The 16,513-nt window shown below is 61.7% G+C and carries 16 protein-coding genes and 2 pseudogenes; 7 read left to right on the top strand and 11 right to left on the bottom strand.

The genetic code is table 11. The annotated features are described in order from the left end of the window. Window positions 1–11 precede the first annotated feature (11 nt). The gene (locus U5S82_07050) at window positions 12–134 is read right to left on the bottom strand and encodes a hypothetical protein (GenBank protein ID MDZ7751407.1); all 123 of its coding nucleotides are present in this window, start codon (window positions 132–134) and stop codon (window positions 12–14) included. A 212-nt stretch (window positions 135–346) separates the two neighbouring features. Here U5S82_07050 and U5S82_07045 point away from each other — a divergent pair, with 212 nt between their 5' ends. Continuing rightward, window positions 347–541 (top strand): type II toxin-antitoxin system VapB family antitoxin, encoded by a 195-nt coding sequence (locus U5S82_07045; protein ID MDZ7751406.1) that lies wholly within the window; start codon window positions 347–349, stop codon window positions 539–541. Next, a pseudogene (locus U5S82_07040) lies at window positions 538–962 on the top strand (PIN domain nuclease). The gene U5S82_07045 and the pseudogene U5S82_07040 overlap by 4 nt, the downstream one beginning before the upstream one ends. Before the next feature lie 54 nt (window positions 963–1,016). Here U5S82_07040 and U5S82_07035 read toward each other — a convergent pair. The 6 genes and pseudogenes from U5S82_07035 to U5S82_07010 form a co-directional block, all read right to left on the bottom strand. Next, the gene (locus U5S82_07035; GenBank protein MDZ7751405.1) at window positions 1,017–1,205 is read right to left on the bottom strand and encodes a type II toxin-antitoxin system HicA family toxin; all 189 of its coding nucleotides are present in this window, start codon (window positions 1,203–1,205) and stop codon (window positions 1,017–1,019) included. Continuing rightward, window positions 1,202–1,414 carry a type II toxin-antitoxin system HicB family antitoxin gene (locus U5S82_07030; GenBank protein ID MDZ7751404.1) on the bottom strand — a complete coding sequence of 71 codons (213 nt, stop codon included), beginning with the start codon at window positions 1,412–1,414 and terminating at the stop codon, window positions 1,202–1,204. Before U5S82_07030 ends, U5S82_07035 begins: the two co-directional genes overlap by 4 nt. 78 nt (window positions 1,415–1,492) lie before the next feature. Then, on the bottom strand, window positions 1,493–1,792 hold the full coding sequence (locus U5S82_07025; GenBank protein MDZ7751403.1) for a hypothetical protein: 300 nt from the start codon (window positions 1,790–1,792) through the stop codon (window positions 1,493–1,495). Then, a complete protein-coding gene (locus U5S82_07020) occupies window positions 1,782–2,048 on the bottom strand; it encodes a BrnT family toxin (GenBank protein ID MDZ7751402.1) in 267 nt (88 codons plus the stop codon). Before U5S82_07020 ends, U5S82_07025 begins: the two co-directional genes overlap by 11 nt. Window positions 2,049–2,467: 419 nt before the next feature. Then, window positions 2,468–2,854 (bottom strand): hypothetical protein, encoded by a 387-nt coding sequence (locus U5S82_07015; protein MDZ7751401.1) that lies wholly within the window; start codon window positions 2,852–2,854, stop codon window positions 2,468–2,470. 68 nt (window positions 2,855–2,922) lie between these two features. Continuing rightward, window positions 2,923–3,207 (bottom strand): annotated as a pseudogene (locus U5S82_07010) (transposase). Window positions 3,208–3,607: 400 nt separating this feature from the next. Here U5S82_07010 and U5S82_07005 point away from each other — a divergent pair. The 3 genes from U5S82_07005 to U5S82_06995 are packed head-to-tail and all read left to right on the top strand — an operon-like array spanning window position 3,608 to window position 5,327. Beyond that, window positions 3,608–4,453: a TIGR04255 family protein gene (locus U5S82_07005; protein ID MDZ7751400.1), complete on the top strand. Its 846-nt coding sequence runs from the start codon at window positions 3,608–3,610 to the stop codon at window positions 4,451–4,453. Next, the gene (locus tag U5S82_07000; GenBank protein MDZ7751399.1) at window positions 4,440–4,940 is read left to right on the top strand and encodes a hypothetical protein; all 501 of its coding nucleotides are present in this window, start codon (window positions 4,440–4,442) and stop codon (window positions 4,938–4,940) included. The genes U5S82_07005 and U5S82_07000 overlap by 14 nt, the downstream gene beginning before the upstream one ends. 42 nt (window positions 4,941–4,982) lie before the next feature. Continuing rightward, window positions 4,983–5,327: a hypothetical protein gene (locus U5S82_06995; GenBank protein ID MDZ7751398.1), complete on the top strand. Its 345-nt coding sequence runs from the start codon at window positions 4,983–4,985 to the stop codon at window positions 5,325–5,327. 480 nt (window positions 5,328–5,807) lie between these two features. Here U5S82_06995 and U5S82_06990 read toward each other — a convergent pair whose 3' ends face one another. From U5S82_06990 to gltB, 4 genes are all read right to left on the bottom strand, one after another. After that, window positions 5,808–6,722 (bottom strand): DUF368 domain-containing protein, encoded by a 915-nt coding sequence (locus tag U5S82_06990; GenBank protein ID MDZ7751397.1) that lies wholly within the window; start codon window positions 6,720–6,722, stop codon window positions 5,808–5,810. Window positions 6,723–7,090: 368 nt separating this feature from the next. Next, window positions 7,091–8,164, bottom strand: a complete 1,074-nt coding sequence (hemE, locus tag U5S82_06985; GenBank protein ID MDZ7751396.1) for a uroporphyrinogen decarboxylase — start codon at window positions 8,162–8,164, stop codon at window positions 7,091–7,093. 144 nt (window positions 8,165–8,308) lie between these two features. Further along, on the bottom strand, window positions 8,309–9,751 hold the full coding sequence (locus U5S82_06980; GenBank protein MDZ7751395.1) for a glutamate synthase subunit beta: 1,443 nt from the start codon (window positions 9,749–9,751) through the stop codon (window positions 8,309–8,311). 2 nt (window positions 9,752–9,753) lie between these two features. After that, complete coding sequence (gene gltB / locus U5S82_06975; protein MDZ7751394.1) at window positions 9,754–14,394, bottom strand: glutamate synthase large subunit; 4,641 nt, start codon at window positions 14,392–14,394, stop codon at window positions 9,754–9,756. 291 nt (window positions 14,395–14,685) lie between these two features. On the opposite strand from gltB, the gene U5S82_06970 reads away from it, so the two are divergent. Next, the gene (locus U5S82_06970; protein ID MDZ7751393.1) at window positions 14,686–15,792 is read left to right on the top strand and encodes a DUF4338 domain-containing protein; all 1,107 of its coding nucleotides are present in this window, start codon (window positions 14,686–14,688) and stop codon (window positions 15,790–15,792) included. 38 nt (window positions 15,793–15,830) lie between these two features. After that, complete coding sequence (locus U5S82_06965; GenBank protein ID MDZ7751392.1) at window positions 15,831–16,508, top strand: ISAs1 family transposase; 678 nt, start codon at window positions 15,831–15,833, stop codon at window positions 16,506–16,508. Window positions 16,509–16,513: the final 5 nt, after the last annotated feature.

The raw sequence follows: 16,513 nt of genomic DNA, 5'->3' as shown, positions 1-16,513 counted from the left end.
GGCGGCCGCCTTCACCAGCGCGTGCCTGAAAACCGGTAGTTCGCATCCGCGGCGAAAATCACCTGGCGGTTGTTCCCCTGCTGAATAATGTGCTGCGGCTGACCGGGAATGACGTAGCGGGCAAGACGGGCCATGGGTGGCTCTCACCTGAAGACGTCGTGCTAGATAGCTAACACAATATCGTGTCTGACCCCGTTAGTGCGTTCTCTCTCGCCGAACGCCCGGCTCACGCGCCGGTTTGGAGCCGCGAAGCGGCGGAAAATCGGTCGCTGTGCAGCCGATTGTTATGTTTCCTTGCTCGCGCTAAAGTGTGTATAAGACCTAAATATATACACATAGGTGCACCATGAGAACCAACATTGTAATAGACGATAAACTAATGGCCGACGCCCTTGAGGCATCAGGGTATGCAACAAAAAAAGAAGCTGTAGAACAAGGGCTTAAACTGCTGGTGCGTCGAAGCCAACAGCAGGAAGTCCGCAAACTGCGCGGCAAAATCAAATGGGAAGGCGACCTCGACGAGATGAGGGATGGTAAATGATACTGGTCGATACCAGTGTCTGGATCGATTATCTCAATGGTATTCAAAGTAGGTACACAGACGCGCTCGATTTGGGTATCGTCGAAGGCGTTGTCGCAATGGGTGACTTGATCTTTCTGGAAATCCTTCAAGGCATTCGTAACCGTAACGACCGTGGTTTTCGCAAAACAAGGCAAACCCTTTTGACCCTGGACCAGTACGGGATGTTCGGTAAAGGAATGGCTGAAAAGTGCGCCGATAATTACCGTGCATTGCGCAAGAAGGGATTCACGATACGCAAGACCGCCGATGTCACAAGACCGCCGATGTCATAATCGCGACGTTCTGCATCGAGAAAAAAATGCCATTGCTCTTTCTTGATCGAGACTTCATTCCCTTCGTCGATCATCTTGGCCTACGCTCTGTGTTAACGGAAACATAACGTCAAAGCTGAGTGGCGCGCGTCAGCGCGTCCGCTCGAGCGCCTCGTTAGCGGCTACTTTACCGGCTCTATACCAAGGTCTTTGCATATCTTCTTCGCCAGGATATCTTTGATCTCTGGATGTCGAGGGATCGCTGAGCGTTTATTCTGCGCGGGATTATGCCACCATGAATGTTTCCCGCCTTCTCGTAAAAGTTCGCATCCTTGGTTACGCAAGTACTTGAGAAGTTCATTTCTCTTCATATTGCGATTTTTTCTTCCTTGTAATCGCCACCAGCAGCAGTCAACGCATCTTGGCGATTAAACTCCAAAGCCTCTCTTAGCGTGACTTCCAAAGTTTCCTTCAATTCCTCGCAAGTTTTTTCCTGGCAATTCACTCCAGGAACTTCCTCAATCCATCCCACCCACCAATCATCTTCCTGTTTCACAACAGCGGTATATTCGTTTTTCATCGTCATCACCTCCTTACTTGTTCTGTTGTTGCCGCTAACGCCGCGGCTCATGGGCCGTAGGCCCCATGGAGCCGATTGTTATGCCGTTTCTTTATGAACTGCTTCGGCTAACGCTTCTTCAATCACTGACTCCTTGACGCCACGTTTTTTAAGACCGGATATCAGAGCCTTAACCGTATCAGTATCATTTTCCAGACGATCAAGATCCTGCCTGAGTCCCTGGCCTACGTAAGCACGAATCAGTGGTTGGTAACCTGAAAACCCGAGAACAGGGGCAATTCTCTTTAGATCCTCGACCACATCTTCGGGCATACGAATCGTTACCGATGACATCGGGCGGTTTCGAGCAAGACGTTTTTTTAGCTGTTCAAGACTCATAGAGCTTTCTCTCGCTTGGCGTTGCCTTACGTGCAGAGATGAGTCGGATCGCATCCTCTTCAAGCACGATATGGACAACAAAAAGTAGGTTCCAACGTTCATCCATACCGATCACCGCGTCTCGAGCTTCTTGGTCGGTATCTGCATCGGTGACGCGGAGAAACGGATCAAAGAAGGCCTGAGCAGCTTGTGCAAAAGTAACGCCGTGTTTCGCTAGGTTGGTTTGCGCCTTGTTTGAATCCCAAACAAAGGTGATTCCCTTCAGTTCGTAACGCTCATCCGCGCGAACAGTCTACAAATAAGTATGTACAGTGTCAATACGCTTTAAGTCTCTGGATTTAAGGCATAGCTAATAAGCATTTATCCGCCGCGCGCAGCATGGCGAATAAATGTCTGTTGGACTAAGCCGCCCATCAGACCGGCGCGGTCTGATCTATAGGGAAATGTATTGCGCAGGGTGGGCGCGGTGCGCCGGGGGTGGCGCTGATCGGGGCGGTGGTCGTGGCCGGCGAGGCCTCTTCGTCCATGTCTTCGGTCCCTGCGACGTGCGATGGGTGGTCGTTCTCTCGCCATTTCTGCGCAAAATCCAATGGCCGGACGAGCGCAACCGCGGCCCCGCAGCGGGGCCGTCCCCCCCTCGGTCAAGACAGCGGGTCTTTATCCTGTTCTACGGCCTCAGTGTCGCGTATCGGGCGGCCTCCAGGATGCACGACCGGGCGCAATCTGCGCGATTATGTACAGCCGCCCGGTCCGACACTGCGGGCAGGGATAGTCGACACCGTCGTGGTGCGCAGCGGCATCACCTGCGTCGGGCGGGGATGGGGGTGGCCAGCCCCTCACTCCTGATGCCGTGAGTGAACTCCGCCTCGCCAGCACGTGGACGTGAATGGTCATCCAAACATAGGAATGAATGGCCAGACCGTGCCTGGCGGCCGCCTCCACCAGCGCGTGCCTGAAAAACCGGTAGTCCGCATCCGCGGCGAAAATCACCTGGCGGTTGTTCCCCTGCTGAATAATGTGCTGCGGCTGACCGGGAATGACGTAGCCGGCAAGACGGGCCATGGGTGGTGGCTCTCACCTGAAGACTCCGTGCTAGATGGCTAACACAATATCGTGTCTGACTCCGTTAATGCGCGTCGGTAGGTCCGGTTGACGTACTGGACATACCGCTGCCCCAACCGTTTCATTATCTCCCCCACTCCCCCGGACGTTAGTGACGAGACCAGGAGGTGAACATGGTTGGTCATGAGCACATAGGCATATATTGCACAACAAGTCTCCCGCGCATACGTTTGCAGCTAGTCCAGATAGAACCGGTAGTCATCGTCGGCGTAAAAGCACGCTTGCCGGTTGTTTCCCCGCTGAATCAAATGCATCGGGACACCGGGCAGCACCACTCTGGGTCGCCGTGGCATGGTCGCTCGTCATCCTGCCTTTATTGAATAATTGATAGTAAAAAAACCGGGGTCTGTCCCCTATTATTGACACAGATTTTGCTAGGATTTCTCAGTATCATGTCGAGGAAGCCGAACAAGATGGACAGCGAGAGAGTCTTTATCACTCTCTCGGCGCAGAATGCCTCCTATCTCGAGGATTTGGCCCAGATTGGGATCCATGGAGTTACCCCTTCGGAGGTGGCGAAGCATTTCGTGGAGAATGGAATCGAAAGAATGGTCCGAGAAGGCTTCTTGAAACTGAAACCCGTCCAAAAGGCGGGTCGAAGGCAACGAAGGGTACCGAAGCTAGTGACCGTGTAAGCGGGGTACGTATAGTGCTAGTCGGAGCGGAATGTAAGGCAGTCAGGAAATGAGAGAGATGGGCGGCGAAGAGGATAGGTTGCCGGATTTTGAGCGCCCGCCGCTGGTTGAAGTTGCGCTGTCGGTTCAGTTTAAGCCTCTACGCTCTCTGCATACGCCGCACTTTGGGCTTATGTGGATGGAGCTCAGAAATCGGTTCCCGAGCGTAGAGGAGCATTCTCCCCTTAATCCAGTGATCGAAACTCTTGGGGCTCGCGGTTCATCGAAAGCCTCGATCAAACTGGAGATGGTCGGAACGCCTCCAGTACCACGCGTTTGGTTTGTCAATGAGCTTGGAACGGAACTAATCCAAGTTCAACAAGACCGATTCATTCATAATTGGAAAAAGGCCTCTGACAACGAGGAATATCCGTGCTATCCCAACGTTCGAAAGACATTCAAAGACGAGTTAGAGATTTTTCGAGCGTTCATAAAAAAGGAGGGGCTCGGAGAACTAGAACCAAACCAATGTGAAGTTACCTACGTAAATCATATTGTTTCTGGTGTCGAATGGGAGCGGTTTGACCAGATTGGAAATGTATTCAAATACTGGAATGGGCTAGACGAAGAGCCGAACATTGACGAGGCAGAAGATATTAGGGTTCAATCTCGTCATTTAATCAAAGATGCCAACGGAGAATTTGCGGGCCGGTTACACATCTCATTGGAGCCGGCATTTCGCGCTGTCGATAACAGCCCACTTTTCCTATTGAAACTTACGGCTCGTGGTCGTCCGATAGGAAAAGGTGTAGACGGAGTAACTACATTTCTTGATCTTGGCCGAAAGCGCATCGTAAACGGCTTCGCTGCAATCACAACCGAGAAGATGCACAACGCATGGGGACGAAAGGATGCCAGCAAATAAGCTAGCGTTAGATCCTACGGGCGGCAGTGACTTTTCCTCCTTACTAACGGGACGTTATGCTTATGAGTTGATTCGTGCTAGAGATACGACATCGCTTGACAACCAAGCGACCCTTTCCGTGGCAAGTCAACCGGGTTGGTTGCAGGAGATAACAGAGCGACTTAATGAGTTGATTAACCTACCCGAAAACTGGGATTCCTATGGTGCGAAACCGGTATATGTTGAGTGTGCCATTCATACCCTTCGGCTACTCTCGGAAATTTCAAAACCGCAAACACCAATTCCTACTGTAATACCTACAAGTGAGGGCAACCTGCAGGTTGAGTGGCATTTAAACGGAATCGACCTAGAAGTAAAGGTGCTTGCAATTGATAGGTTAGAAGTATTCTTTGAAGATGAGGCGTCGCAGGGCCCCGAGTGGGAAGGAGAATTATCTTATGATCTCTCACCACTCTCCCACTTCATTGAGTGTATTAGTAGAAGATGATTATCTCTCGGCAGCATTAAGAATGTTTCCGGGGCGAACGCCATGGATGATTGCGATGATGATACCTCGATCGAAGATGGTTGTGAGCTATACAGAAGAATTCCTCCCTACCAAGTAGTATCAGATGACTCTACTGAGGGCGTCGGGCCATCGTCGGCAAATTTTGATGACCAAGAACTGTCGGTCGCAGCCGAGGACAAACTGATTGAAGCTGGACGCGAGCCTATAGATATCCTAATGGGCCATGCCGGTTTTGGGTTGGTCGGCTTTAAGGCGGGACTGGCGCGCGAATGCGAGTTAAAGATCGTTAGAGATCCAAAGAAAGAAGAGCCGGCTCATGCACTCGTCGTTGGAAAAAAGACCGGGAAAAAAAGAAGCATCTTTTGAAAGGATCTAGGTGGATAGTCCTCCCTTCCAATCATTCGTAGTGGAGGCATTTTCGAAGTTGTCATCTGCGCCGTGGCTTCCGGCCCTCCTACACCTGCTAGTTCAGCATCTCCTTGTAGCATGGGTCGAAGGGCTTTCGCTTGGGCTCAGGGTCGTTGCCTGCAGGCTCTGGGTGACGCCTCTCGCGGAAACTTCATCATCAGCTGTGTCAGCGCAGTTTCCTCGGCGGCCTTTCTGGGAGCATTTAGGCGCTGGAAGTGGGTCAGGTGGGTCCTTTTTACCAATGAGAGTGCGCATCGCCTCCCGGACGACTTCCTCGATTTACTGCCGTATTTCGTTCTCGGCCTCCGCAGGCCTGCGCCTCGAGGCAGCCGCCGGCGGCCACCAAGCGAGCGTAGAGCTTGAGGGTGCTCGTATCACCCGGACTGCCCGTTTATAATTTACATTTCGCGCCTTTCGCGTATCTCGTGGTCCCAAAACTCAGGGCGCAACATGGCGCCGGGACAGGCGGTGGATGGCCATTACCGCCAGGAAACCGGTCAAGCCCAGGGCGACGGCCCACAGCAGGCCCCTGTCGAGGTCCGTGGGCAGTATCGGGCTCGAACTCACCAGCCGCGCCTTGCCCCGCACGGTCTCGTAGACCCGCTCCTGGAAGGGCCACAGCACCCACAGAGATCCCACCAGGATGCCGCAGATGGCCAATACCATGACACGGTGGAAATGGTGCAGCAGCCACACCAGCAGGCGGCTGAATACCATCAGGCCCGTCACCGCGCCGAGGGCGAAGGGGATGATGACGGCCATGTCCAGACGCCCCAGGGCGTCGAAGACGTAGGCGTACTTGCGCAGCATGAGCAGGATGAAGGAACCCGATATCCCCGGCAGGATCATGGCGCAGATGGCCAGGGCGCCGGAGAGGAAGACGAACCAGGCGGTCTCCGGGGTTTGGGCCGGCACCATGTTGGCCACCCCCAGGCCGAGGGCGGTGCCCAGGGCGAGAGGCACCAGGTCCCGCGGGCCGAGATCCTCCAGTTCCGCAAGCAGTACTGCCACGGATGCCACCACGAGGCCGAAGAACAGCCCGTAGACGGGTTCCGGGTGGGTATGGATCAGGGTGGGCAGAGGCACCAGCCGGGTGAAGAAGAACACGGCCATGGCGATGCCGAGGCCGAGAAAGGCGAGGAACACCAGATCGGTGTGGTCCACGGCGGCCCGCACCCGGCCCCGGCCCAGCAGGCCCAGCAGGCGCAGATCAAAGGAGCGGATGGCCTCCAGCAGGCGCTGGTAGATGCCGAGGATGAAGGCCATGGTGCCGCCGCTGACCCCCGGCACCACATCGGCACTGCCCATGCAGAAGCCCTTCGCCACCACCAGCAGCGACTCGCGCGGCGTCATGCCCGGCCTTGGGGAAGAGCTGTTTTTAACCACGAAATTAAGAGAAGAGACGGCTTTTTTAAACTACGAAATACGCGAAAGGCGCGAAAAGGGGTGCGCCGGGGGGCGCAACGGGGCGGGTGATCGGATGCCAGGCTGTATGCCCGCACAGGCGTGTAACGATCATGGGGTATATGTTGAGTTGGGTGGTTTACCGGCCAGGACGGGAGAATAGCGATCGGCAGCCGGTGACTTTCCAGCCATGAAGATGACCGCGAAAGCTGATTCCTTCGCGCCGGCGCCGGCGCCGGGAGGTGGCTGGGGGCCCTTGGATTCATTTCGCGCCTTTCGCGTCTTTCGTAGTTAATGCTTTTCGTAGTTAACGCTTTTCAACCACCGCCCGCATGATAAGGCACACTCAGGCGGTGCACCGCGTCCACCAGGGCGGCGACGTGGTCGGGGTCGATCTCCGGGTGGACGCCGTGGCCGAGGTTGAAGACATGGCCGGGGCCGGGGCCGTAGCTGGCCAGCAGGCGGGCCACCTCGGCCTCGATCTTGTCGGCGGAGCTGTAGAGCACGCTGGGATCCAGGTTGCCCTGGAGGGCCACCGTCTCGCCCACCCGGCGGCGTGCCGCGCCGAGTTCCGTGCTCCAGTCCAGCCCCAGGGCATCACAACCGGTGGCGGCCATGGCCTCCAGCCAGCCGCCGCCGCCCTTGGTGAAGAGGATGACGGGCACCCGCGCGCCCTCGGCCTCCCGGGTCAGGCCGTCGACGATGCGCTGCATATAGCCCAGCGAGAACTCCTGGTAGGCCGGCGTGGTGAGGGTCCCGCCCCAGGTATCGAAGATCATCACCGCCTGGGCACCTGCCGCCACCTGGGCGTTGAGGTACAGCCGCACCGCGTCGGCGACCCGCTCCAGCATGCGATGCAGGAGTTCCGGGCGGTCGTAGAGCATGGCCTTGATGTGGCGGAAGTTCTTGGAGGTGCCGCCCTCCACCATGTAGGTGGCCAGGGTCCAGGGGCTGCCGGAGAAGCCGATGAGGGGCACTCGGTTGTCCAGGGCCCCGCGGATGGTGCGCACGGCCTTCATTACATAGCCGAGGGTATCCTCGGGGTCCGGCACCGGCAGGCGCGCCACGTCCGCCTCGGTGCGCACCGGGTGCTGGAAGTAGGGGCCCTCGCCCTCCGCGAAGCCGAGGCCCAAGCCCATGGCGTCCGGCACCGTGAGGATATCCGAGAACAGGATGGCGGCGTCGAGGTCGTAGCGTTCCAGGGGCTGCAGGGTCACCTCGCAGGCCAGATCGGCGTTCTTGCACAGGTCCAGGAAGCTCCCCGCCTGCTTGCGGGTGGCGCGGTATTCCGGCAGATAACGTCCCGCCTGGCGCATCAGCCAGATGGGAGTACGGTCCACGGGTTGCCGTAGCAGGGCGCGTAAGAAGCGGTCGTTGGTTGGTTTGGTCATCCGCACCTTTTACCTGATGGCAGGGTGGGGGACAAGGCGGATGATGTCCTGCCGGCGGCGCCAGGGCCTCTTCATCCGCGGATGACTTTATGCGGTGGTGGTGTTCGCCCGACGGCGGCCCGGGGCCACCAGCAATGGGGAGCGCTAGCGCGGCAGTTCGGTGCTGCCCATGAGGTATTCGTCCACGGCCCGGGCGCACTGGCGGCCCTCGCGGATGGCCCATACCACCAGGGACTGGCCGCGGCGCATGTCGCCGGCGGTGAACACCTTGTCGAGGCTGGTCCGGTAGCGGTCGGTGTCGGCCAGCACGTTACCGCGGGGGTCCTGCTCCACGTTGAGGGCCTCCAGCATGCCCTCGTGCACGGGGTGCACGAAGCCCATGGCCAGCAGCACCAGGTCGGCCTGGATCTCGAAGCCGCTGCCCTCCACCTCGCTCATCTGCCAGCGCCCGGCGTCGTCCTTGAGCCACTCCACGCGCACGGCATCCAGCTTGCGCACCCGCCCGCCGTCGCCCCGGAAGGCCTTGGTGGCCACGCCCCAGTCGCGGGCACAGCCCTCCTCCTGGGAGGAAGAGGTGCGCAGCTTGGTGGGCCAGTCGGGCCACGTCATGGCCTTATCCTCGTGCTCGGGGGGGCGCGGCAGGATCTCGATCTGGGCCACCGAGGCCGCCTCCTGGCGGATGGAGGTGCCGATGCAGTCCGATCCGGTATCGCCGCCGCCGATGACTACCACGTGCTTGCCCTTGGCGGTGATGACTTCTGCCGGGTCCACGGGGTCGCCGACCACCCGGCGGTTCTGCTGGGTGAGGAAGTCCATGGCGAAATGGACCCCCGCCAGCTCCCGGCCCGGCACCGGCAGGTCCCGGGGCTGCTCGGCGCCACCCGCCAGCACCACGGCATCGAAGCCCTCCAGCAGCTGCTCCACCGGCAGGTTCACGCCGACATGGCTGTTGGGATGGAAATGTACGCCCTCGGCCCGCATCTGGGCCATGCGGCGGTCGATGTGGGACTTTTCCATCTTGAAGTCGGGGATGCCGTAGCGCATGAGGCCGCCGATGCGGTTGTTCTTCTCGTAGAGCTGCACCTCGTGGCCGGCGCGCGCCAGCTGCTGGGCGCAGGCAAGCCCAGCGGGCCCCGATCCCACCACGGCCACCCGTTTGCCGGTCGCGGTGTCGGCGATCTCAGGCTCGATCCATCCCTGATCCCAGCCCTTGTCGATGATGGCGCACTCGATGGTCTTGATGGTCACCGGCTCGTCCGTGAGGTTCAGGGTGCAGGACTCCTGACAGGGCGCGGGACAGATACGGCCGGTGAACTCGGGGAAGTTGTTGGTGGAATGGAGCACCTCCAGGGCTTCGCGCCAGCGCCCGCGATACACCAGGTCGTTCCAGTCCGGGATGATGTTGTTCACCGGACAGCCCGTGTGGCAGTAGGGGATGCCGCAATCCATGCAGCGTGCGCCCTGGCGGGCGAGTTCGCCCTCGTCGAGGGGGATGACGAACTCCTTCCAGTTACGGATGCGGTCGCCGGGGGCCAGGTAACCGCGGTCGTGGCGGGGGATCTCCAGGAATCCGGTAGGCTTTCCCATGTTCAGACCCCCTCGCCGACGGGCTGGGTGGCCGCCTTGGAGGCCTTCATCGCCTCGAGGGCGCGCCGGTAGTCCACGGGCATGACTTTCACGAATTTGGGCAGGTAAGTCTGCCAGTTATCCAGGATGGTCCGCGCCCGCGCGCTGTCGGTGTAGTGCATGTGCTTCTCGATGAGGCCCTTGAGGCGCCGGGCGTCGAAACGGGTCATGTCGTGGCTGATGTCCACCCGGCCATGGGTCTCCAGGTCGCCACCCTGGTGTTCCAGATGCTCCAGGGCCTCGTCCTCCTCGGTGACGGGTTCCAGCTCCACCATGGCCAAGTTGCAGTGGCGCTCGAAGTCCCCCTCCTCGTCCAGCACGTAGGCCACGCCGCCGGACATGCCGGCGGCGAAGTTGCGGCCGGTGCGGCCCAGTACCACTACCACGCCGCCGGTCATGTACTCACAGCCGTGGTCGCCCACCCCCTCCACCACCGCCCGGGCGCCGGAGTTGCGTACCGCGAAGCGTTCGCCCGCCACGCCGCGGAAGTAACACTCACCGGAGATGGCGCCGTAGAGCACGGTGTTGCCGACGATGATGTTCTCCTCCGGGACGATGGGGCTCTCGGTGGGAGGGTAGATCACCAGGCGGCCACCCGACAGGCCCTTGCCGACGTAGTCGTTGGCCTCGCCGATGAGTTCCACGCTGATGCCGTGGGCCAGCCAGGCGCCGAAGCTCTGGCCGGCGGTACCGCGGGCGGTGATGACGATGGTGTCCTCGGGCAGGCCGCGATGGCCGTAGCGCTTGGCCACCTCGCCGGACAGCATGGCGCCGAAGGTGCGGTTGATGTTGCGGATGGGGGTGTCGATGCGCACCGGCTGGCCCTCCTCCAGGGCCGCTCGGGCCTCGCGGATGAGGGCCTTGTCGAGGGCACGTTCCAGCCCATGGTCCTGGCGCTCGCAGTTGTGGATGGCCACGCCGGGGCCGGCCTCGGGTTTGGTGAGCACACGGCTGAAGTCGAGGCCCCTGGCCTTCCAGTGGGCGAGAGCGCGGTGCATGTCGAGGCGGTCGGCCTGGCCGATCATGTCGTCGAAGCGCCGGAAGCCGAGGCGCGCCATCAGCTCGCGCACCTCCTCGGCGACGAAGAAGAAGTAGTTCACCACGTGCTCGGGCTGGCCGGTGAAGCGCTTGCGCAGCTCCGGGTCCTGGGTGGCGACGCCCACCGGGCAGGTGTTGAGGTGGCATTTGCGCATCATGATGCAGCCCTCGGCAATGAGGGGGGCGGTGGCGAAGCCGAACTCGTCGGCGCCCAGCAGGGCCCCCACCACGACGTCGCGGCCGGTGCGCATGCCGCCGTCCACCTGCACCGCGATGCGCCCGCGCAGGCGGTTGAGCACGAGGGTCTGGTGGGTCTCGGCCAGGCCGATCTCCCAGGGGCTCCCGGCGTGCTTGATGGAGGTCAGGGGCGAGGCCCCGGTGCCGCCGTCGTGGCCGGCGATGGTGACGTGGTCGGCGTGGGCCTTGGAGACCCCCGCCGCCACCGTGCCCACACCCACCTCGGACACCAGCTTGACGCTGATGCGGGCCGCGGGGTTGACGTTCTTGAGGTCGTGGATGAGCTGGGCCAGGTCCTCGATGGAGTAGATGTCATGATGGGGCGGCGGCGAGATGAGGCCCACCCCCGGCGTGGAATGGCGCACCCGGGCGATGGTGGCATCCACCTTGTGGCCCGGCAGCTGGCCGCCCTCGCCGGGCTTGGCGCCCTGGGCCATCTTGATCTGGATGTCGTCGGCGTTCACCAGGTACTCGGTGGTGACGCCGAAGCGCCCCGACGCCACCTGTTTGATGGCGGAGCGCTTGGAGTCGCCGTTGGGCAGGGGCTTGAAGCGTTCCGGCTCCTCGCCGCCCTCACCGGTGTTGGACTTGCCGCCGATGCGGTTCATGGCCACCGCCAGGGTGGTATGGGCCTCGTGGGAGATGGCGCCGAAGGACATGGCGCCGGTGGCGAAGCGTTTCACGATCTCCTTGGCCGGCTCCACCTCGTCCAGGGGTACGGGCTCGGGGGCCCATTTCATCTCGAACAGGCCGCGCAGGGTCAGCAGGCGCTCGGTCTGCTCGTTGATGGCCCTGGCGAAGGCCCGATAGTCCTCGGCCACGTTGCCGCGTACCGCATGCTGCAGCCTGGCGATGGTCTCGGGGGTCCACACATGGTCCTCGCCCCGCAACCGGTAGGCGTAGTCGCCGCCCACGTCCAGGGCGTTGGCGTAGATGGGGTTGTCACCGAAGGCGTCGCTGTGCCAGCGCACCGCTTCGCGGCCCACTTCCGTGACGCCGATGCCCTCGATCATGGAGGCGGTGCCCTCGAAATACGTCTCCACGAATGCACTGGCGAGCCCCACGGCGTCGAAGATCTGGGCGCCACAGTAGGACTGGTAGGTGGAGATCCCCATCTTGGACATGATCTTCAACAGGCCCTTGCCGATGGCCTTGATGTAGCGTTTCTGGATCTCCTCCTCGCTCAACGGTTCGGGCAGCTCGTGGCGGGCGGCGAGGAGAGTGTCGAAGGCCAGGTAGGGGTTGATGGCCTCGGCGCCGTAGCCGGCCAGGACGGCGAAGTGGTGGGTCTCGCGGGCGGCGCCGGTCTCCACCACCAGGCCCGACTCGGTGCGCAGGCCGGTGCGCACCAGGTGGTGATGCACGGCGGAGGTGGCCAGCAGGGCCGGGATGGGGACGCGTTCGGCGCTGACACCGCGGTCCGACAGGATGAGGATGTTGTAGCCCTCGCGCACCGCGGCCTCGGCATCCGCGCACAGCCGCTCCAGGGCCGGGGCCATGCCCTCGGCACCTTCGTCGGCCCGCCAGCAGATGTCCAGGGTGTGGGTGCGGAAAGCGCCGCCGGTGTAGTCCTCGATGTGGCGGATACGCCCCAGGTCGGCGTTGCTGAGGATGGGCTGGGACACCTCCAGTCGATGATGGTCGCCGCCGGTGTCGTCGAGTCCGAGCAGGTTGGGCCGCGGGCCGATGAGGGACACCAGGGACATCACCAGCTCTTCGCGGATGGGGTCGATGGGCGGATTGGTGACCTGGGCGAAGTTCTGCTTGAAGTAGTTGAACAGGGGCTTGGCCTTGGAGGACAGCACCGCTACCGGGTTGTCCGCGCCCATGGAGCCCACCGCCTCCTGACCCGTCACCGCCATGGGCGTCATGAGGAACCTGAGGTCTTCCTGGGTGAAGCCGAAGGCCTGCTGGCGGTCCAGCAGGGTGCGGCTGCCCGGGGCCATGGGGGCCACCTCGGGGGGCAGGGAGGTGAGCCGGATCTGGCTCGCATCCAGCCAGCGCTGGTAGGGGTGCATTCCGGCCAGCTCGGCCTTGAGTTCGCCGTCGTCGATGATGCGGCCCTGTTCCACGTCGATGAGGAACATGCGCCCGGGCTGGAGACGCCATTTCTTGACGATGCGCTCCTCGGGGACGTCAAGCACCCCCATCTCGGAGCCCATCACCACCATGTCATCGTCGGTGATGAGGTAGCGGGCGGGCCGCAGGCCGTTGCGGTCCAGGGTGGCGCCGATCTGACGGCCGTCGGTGAAGGCCACGGCGGCGGGTCCGTCCCAGGGTTCCATGAGGGCGGCGTGGTACTCGTAGAAGGCGCGGCGCTTGTCATCCATCAGCGGGTTGCCGGACCAGGCCTCGGGGATCAGCATCATCATGGCGTGGGACAGGGAATAGCCCCCTGCCACCAGCAGCTCGAGGGCGCCGTCGAAGCTGGCGGAATCCGACTGGCCCTCGCGAATGAGAGGCCACAGCTTCTTGAGGTCGTCGCCGAGGAGTTCGGAGGCCATGGAGTGGCGGCGCGCGTTCATCCAGTTGATGTTGCCGCGCAGGGTGTTGATCTCGCCGTTGTGGGCGATCATGCGGAAAGGCTGTGCCAGGTCCCAGGAGGGGAAGGTATTGGTGGAGAAGCGCTGGTGCACCAGCGCCAGGGCCGTCTCCATGCGCTCATCGTTGAGGTCCGCGTAGTAGCTGTCGACCTGGTCCGCCAGCAGCATACCCTTGTAGGCCAGGGTGCGGCAGGACAGGGAGCAGACGTAGAACTGTTCGGCGCCCTCCATGGCGGACTCCGCCACCGCGTTCTCGACCTGCTTGCGGATGACGAACAGCTTACGCTCGAAGGCATCGCCATCGCCGGTGTCGTCGCCGCGGGCCACGAACACCTGGCGCACCACGGGCTCCAGGGGCAGCACGCTCTCTCCCAGGCAGGCATTGTCCACCGGCACGTCGCGCCAACCCAAGAGCCCCTGACCTTCCCGGACGATGGCCTCTTCCAGCAGGCGGGTGCAATGGTCCCGGCATCCGGCGTGGCGGGGCAGGAACACCATGCCCACGCCGTAGTGCTCGGGGCCGGGCAACTCGATGCCGATGGAGGCGCACTCGGCGCGCAGGAAGGCATCGGGGATCTGGAACAGGATCCCCGCCCCGTCGCCGGCGCGGGGATCCGCCCCGACCGCCCCCCGATGGGTGAGGTTTTCGAGGATCTTCAGGCCCTGTCTGACGATGGCGTGGCTCTTGCGCCCCTTGATATTGGCGACAAAGCCGACGCCGCAGGCGTCGTGCTCGTTGGCGGGGTCGTAGAGACCCTGCTTGGGTGGCAAAGCCCCGTAGCTCATGGCGGACTCTCGATTATGACGTCTTGGAAATCAACGCGGGCCCGTGGTGGCGCCTCGTCTGGAACTTGCAGTGTGGGTACGGGGCCGCTCCTCATTAACCCCGGGCCCACAGGGGATTGGAGCGGCGCCATCGTAGCGCCGAACCTCGCAGAATACCGAGTAATTGGTGTCCTGCCAAGGTTGAGGCGGACCGGGTCCAGGGCGAATTTGTCCTCCCAAGTTTCTTGGGTGAAGCTAATAACTTAGCCTCTACCGCTGGACAAGACCGAAAAAGCCCGGTATAACGGGCGCATGAACTCATCAACGATTTTCCAAGGCCAATGCCTGTCCGAACTGATCCTTCGCCCGGTCACGCGCAGCGAACAGGCGCGCTATCAAGCGCAGATGGCCCGGCACCGCTACCTGGGCGATCTGCCCAAGATCGGCGAGACGCTGTGGTACGTGGCAACCTGGCGCGAGCAATGGGTCGCGTTGCTCAGCGTCTCGGCGGCGGCGCTCAAATGTGGCGTGCGGGATCGCTGGATCGGCTGGGACTTCCGGCTTCAGTACGACCGGCTCAAGCTGGTCGCTAACAATAGCCGCTTTCTGATCCTGCCTGAAGGCCGCTGGCCGAATGTGGGCTCGAAGGTGCTGTCGCTGCTGGAGCGGCGCATCGGTGCCGATTGGCAGTGCCAGTTCGGGCATCCGCTGCTGTTGCTCGAAACATTTGTCGATCCGCGCCGCTTCCATGGCGGTGTCTACCGCGCCGCGAACTGGCTTGAACTCGGGCTGACGCGCGGCTACCGACGTACGCGCGAGGGCTACTCGACCGAGGCCTGTGCCCCCAAACGGGTATTCGTGCGGCCGCTGTGCCGCAATGTCCCGGCTCGCCTGAACCATCCCGATCGTGCCCACCTGGGCCTTGCTGGAGTCCCCAAGATGCAACTCAATGCCGAACAAATGTACTCGCTGCCTCACTGTTTTGCCTCGATCCCCGATCCACGCCGTGCCCACGGGCGCCGTCATCGCCTGCCAGTGGTGTTGGCGCTCGCGGCCGGCGCAAGCCTGTGTGGCATGCGCGGCTACAAGGCCATGGCCGATTGGGCCAAAGGGCTTGGCCAGGGCGCACGATCCCGCTTCGGCTGCCGCCGCACCCGCGTCAACGGCAAGGTCCATTACGAGGTGCCCAGCGAGTACGTGATCCGTGACTGTCTGGTGCGCATCGAACCGGGCGCGCTCGAATGGGCGCTCGATGCCTGGAACCAGGCCTGGGCGGCCAAGGAGGAGGCGCTGGCCATCGATGGCAAGACGATGAAGAACGCCATCAATGAAGCCGGAGAACAAACGCATATCATGAGCGTCGTTGGCCATGAGTCCGGACACTGCTACACCCAAAAAAAGTCGGCTCGCTGCCGGTAACGGGAAGCGACGCGCTCAAACGGACCAATGAAATCGGCATGGCGACCCCGCTGCTCGCGCAATGCGAGATTGCGGGCCGCGACATCACCGCCGATGCGCTCCTGACACAACGCGCACTCGCCGCGTACATCGTCGAGCGCCAAGCGCACTACCACTTCACGGTCAAAGGCAATCAGCCCACCCTCGCAAACGACATCGCGCTGCACTTCGAGCGGCGCGGCGCGCCAGACTTCGCCGAGCCACCCACCCTGGCGCATGGGCGGATCGAGACGCGGCGGATCTGGGCGAGCACGGCACTGAACGGCTACCTCGATTTCCCCCATGTCGGACAGGTCTTTCTGATCGAGCGCGAGGTGCTCATCAAGAAAACCGCAAAGCGCAGCTGCGAAATCGCCCTCGGCATCACCAGCCGTTCGCCACAGCAGGCATCGCCCGAGCGCCTGCTCGCGATCAATCGCGAACACTGGCGCATCGAGAGCACCCACTACATCATCGACTGGAATTACGACGAGGATCGCAGCCGCATACGCACCGGTTATGGCCCGGAGAACGTCACGCGCCTGCGCCGCTTCGCGGTGGGGATCTTGAAGTCGTTCCAGAAACCCCGCCAGTCGATCGCGCAAATGATGCGCCAACTTGCCTCCAGTTCTCGAAGGATCCTCGACTACCTGCGCCTGACCGACAACTCACTCGGTTCGGCTCGAGCGGCAGGGTGAGAACA

It is taken from the genome of Gammaproteobacteria bacterium (assembly GCA_034522055.1).
Lineage (GTDB): Bacteria > Pseudomonadota > Gammaproteobacteria > JAABTG01 > JAABTG01 > JAABTG01.
This window is presented reverse-complemented; position numbering and strand designations above follow the sequence as displayed.